Origin of the sequence: Paeniroseomonas aquatica (assembly GCF_030409335.1) — a bacterium.
GTDB classification, from domain to species: domain Bacteria; phylum Pseudomonadota; class Alphaproteobacteria; order Acetobacterales; family Acetobacteraceae; genus Belnapia; species Belnapia aquatica.
Map to the genome: position 1 here is coordinate 1 of NZ_JAUFPN010000277.1, position 3,492 is coordinate 3,492.

The following is a 3,492-nucleotide window of genomic DNA, read 5'->3' on the forward strand; positions in this document are numbered from 1 at the left end:
ATCAACTTGCGCATCGCTGAGTCCGGTCACAGACCCTAGCGGTTGCGGAAGACCGCCGGCCGCTTCTCGGCGAAGGCCGCCATGCCTTCCTTCTGGTCCTCGGTCGAGAACAGCGACTGGAAGGCCCGGCGCTCGAATTTCACGCCCTCGGCCAGGGTCGTCTCGAAGGCGCGGTTCACCGCCTCCTTGGCCATGGCCAGGGCCGGCGCCGAGAGGGTGCCGAGCTTCTCGCCGAGCTTCACCGCCTCGGCCACCACCTCGGCCAGCGGCACGATGCGGGCGACGAGGCCGGCGCGCTCGGCCTCGGCGGCATCCATCATCCGCCCGGTCAGCACCAGGTCCATCGCCTTGGCCTTGCCCACGGCCCGGGTCAGGCGCTGGGTGCCGCCGGCACCGGGAATCACGCCCAGGTTGATTTCCGGCTGGCCGAATTTCGCGTTGTCGGCGGCGATGATGAGGTCGCACATCATGGCCAGCTCGCAGCCGCCGCCGAGCGCGAAGCCCGCCACCGCCGCGATCACCGGCTTCTGCACGTAGGTCACCGCTTCCCAGCGCTTGCCGATGAAATCGTCGAGGTAGACCGCGGGGAAGCTGCGCGACTGCATCTCCTTGATGTCGGCGCCGGCGGCGAAGGCGCGGTCGCTGCCGGTCAGCACGATGGCGGCCACCTCCGGGTCGGCGTCGAAGCCGCGCAGCGCCTGGCCGAGCTCCTCCATCAGCTGGTCACAGAGCGCATTCAGCGCCTTCGGGCGGTTGAGGCGGATCACCGCCACCCGGCCCTGCCGCTCCGTCAGGATCATCGTCTCTTCGGCCATGCGCTCGTCCTCCGTCTTGCGGCGGAGGATATCAGCGTTGCAGCCGCGGGCAATGGAAGGTCGCCCGCCCGGCCTGGACGAAGCGCTGGATGCCGGCGCAGGCCAAGGGACCGGCATCCGGGCCGGGGCAGGCCTCGCAGGGCAGGCCGGCCCGGTCGTAGACCCGGAATCGCTCCTGGAAGAAGCCGATCCCGCCATCCGCCTGGACGTAGTCCCTGAGCGACGAGCCGCCGGCGGCGATGCTCTCCTCCAGCACCGCCCGGATCGCCGGCACCAGCCGCGCCGCCCGCGCCCCGCCGACGCTGCCGGCCAGCCGCTTCGGCGAGATCCGGGCGCGGAACAGCGCCTCGCTGACATAGATGTTGCCGAGCCCGGCCACCACCTTCTGGTCCAGCAGCGCCGCCTTGATCGGCGTCGCCTTGCCCGCCAGCGCCGCCGCCAGCACCGCCGGGGTGAAGGCGGCGTCCAGCGGCTCCGGCCCGAGGCCCGCCAGCAGCCGGTGGCCTTCCTCGGCCGCGGTCGGCACCAGGTCGACGCTGCCGAAGCGGCGGGGGTCGACGAAGCCGACCCGGATGCCCTCCTCGGTCTCGAGCGAGAGGTGCTCGTGGGCGATCGGCGCATTCGGCAGGTCGGCCGCCGGCCGGGCCACCATGCGGCCGGACATGCCGAGGTGGATCAGCACGGACTCCCCGCCCGAGAGCCGCATGAGCATGTATTTGGCCCGGCGGCGGAAGCCCTCCACCCGGGCGCCCACCAGCCGGGCGGCCAGCCCGTCGGGGAAGGGCCAGCGCAGGTCCGGCCGGCTGATGGCGGCGGCGCGGATCACCCGCCCCTGCAGCACCGTGGCCAGGCCACGCATGACAGTCTCGACTTCCGGCAGTTCAGGCATAGGTTCCGCGTCACCCCCGCGGAGCCTATGGTGCCCGACCATGACCGATCCTGACAGCCCATCGCCCGAAACCATCGACTTCGGCTACCGCGCCGTGCCCAGGGCCGCCAAGGCCAGCCTGGTGCGGGAGGTCTTCGACAGCGTGGCGCCGCGCTACGACCTGATGAACGACCTCATGTCGCTCGGCCTGCACCGGGCCTGGAAGTCGGCCTTCGTCGCCGCCATCGCGGCCTCCCCGCGGGAGGCGCTGCTGGACCTGGCCGGCGGCACCGGCGACATCGCCTTCCGGGCGCTCGAGTCGGGCGCCGGGCGGGTGATCCTGTCCGACATCAACCCCTCCATGCTGCAGGTGGCCCAGGGCCGGGCGCTCGAGCGCGGCCTGGCCGCCGGCCTCACCTTCGTCTGCGCCGATGCCGAGCACGTCCCGCTGCCCGACCGCAGCGTGGAGAAGATCTCGATCGCCTTCGGCCTGCGCAACTGCACCGACAAGCCGGCGGTGCTGCGCGAGGCCCGCCGCGTGCTGCGCCCCGGCGGCCGCTTCCACTGCCTCGAATTCAGCCGGGTCGAGGTCGCCGCCCTGGCGCCGCTGTATGATGCCTGGTCCTTCAAGGTGCTGCCGCGGCTCGGCGCCCGGGTCGCCCAGGATGCCGAGAGCTACCAGTACCTGGCCGAGAGCATCCGCATGTTCCCCGACCAGGAGGCGCTGGCGGCCATGATGCGGGCCGCCGGGCTGGAGCGGGTCGCCCATCGCAGCCTGGCCGGGGGCATCGTCGCCATCCATACCGGCTGGCGCCTGTAGTGCCATGCATAGTAGCGGTGCAGAAACGGCAGGGCCGCAATAGGATAAGGCGAGTTCCGGTACAGACCGCAGTGGACAAGACGGCTGTATCCGGTGCTTTCCCATCTTCACATTCAGGAACCGGGCTAGCCGTGCTGCATCGCAACTCCGTTCATAGTATAGGGTGGCCTGAACGGGGGCTTCGCCGTAGTTATTCGCGGCGGAGGCGAGCAGCAAGGGGCCAGCGCAACCCATGAGCCAACAACCGGAGGCGTCCTGGCGCCTAGCCACGCCACTCCACCTGCGGCAGCCCGTGGTCTCACCGCCGCCGCCGCCGCCGCCGGAGGAAGACCTGCCCGAGCTCGTCCTGCCCGAGGGCTGGATCGGGCTGTCCGACTGCATGCTGCAGAATGCCGATGCCCCGACCATCGTGGTGCCGCTGGTCATGCTGCACCCGGAATTCGGCGTCGCCCTGCTCGGCGTGCCGGAGTCCCAGAGCGCGGCGGCCGAGACCGCGCTGCGCATGCGCCTGGATGCCGCCCGCTTCGTCGCGATCTTCCCCGGCCACCTGCCGGTGGTCACCCTCTCGATCCTGCCGGGCGACCCGCTGAACTTCCAGCGCCGCCTGGCCGCCGCCTTCGCCGCCCTGCCGCCGCTGGATCTGGCCGGGGGCGACGGCTGGATCTCGGTGGTGCAGCGGGCGCTGATGAGCCGGGCGCCGATCCGCCTGGCCCGGCCCGGGGTGGAAGCCGCCAACCTGCCGCCCCGCACCGCCCGATCCCGCCGCCCGGCCGCCGCCTGGCGGGGCTGGGTCTGGCCGATGGCCGGGCTGACGACCGCCGCCGTGCTGGTCGGGCTGCTGCTCGGGCTCAACCACCAGCCGGCCGCCGAGGCCCCGGTCCTGGCCGGCGCCGAGGCCCCGCCGGAGCCGACCACCTGCCAGCCGGCGCCGCCGCCGCCGGTGCTGGCCGCCCCGGCGACCCCGGTGCCCGTGCCGGCGCCCACGCCGC

Annotated in this window: 4 protein-coding genes; 2 read left to right on the top strand and 2 right to left on the bottom strand. The window is 72.7% G+C overall.

What is annotated here, in order from left to right; all coding sequences use genetic code 11:
- Nucleotides 1-35 precede the first annotated feature (35 nt).
- Nucleotides 36-815, bottom strand: coding sequence for an enoyl-CoA hydratase (locus QWZ14_RS29390; protein WP_290320621.1), 780 nt, complete (start codon nucleotides 813-815; stop codon nucleotides 36-38).
- A 31-nt stretch (nucleotides 816-846) separates the two neighbouring features.
- Complete coding sequence (gene mutM / locus QWZ14_RS29395; RefSeq protein ID WP_290320622.1) at nucleotides 847-1,704, bottom strand: bifunctional DNA-formamidopyrimidine glycosylase/DNA-(apurinic or apyrimidinic site) lyase; 858 nt, start codon at nucleotides 1,702-1,704, stop codon at nucleotides 847-849.
- 40 nt (nucleotides 1,705-1,744) lie between these two features.
- On the opposite strand from mutM, the gene QWZ14_RS29400 reads away from it, so the two are divergent.
- Together QWZ14_RS29400 and QWZ14_RS29405 are read left to right on the top strand one after the other, a co-directional pair.
- The gene (locus tag QWZ14_RS29400) at nucleotides 1,745-2,503 is read left to right on the top strand and encodes a class I SAM-dependent methyltransferase (RefSeq protein WP_290320624.1); all 759 of its coding nucleotides are present in this window, start codon (nucleotides 1,745-1,747) and stop codon (nucleotides 2,501-2,503) included.
- A gap of 232 nt (nucleotides 2,504-2,735) precedes the next feature.
- Nucleotides 2,736-3,492, top strand: a 757-nt coding sequence (locus QWZ14_RS29405) for a hypothetical protein (RefSeq protein ID WP_456307278.1), incomplete at its 3' end; no start/stop codon positions are given.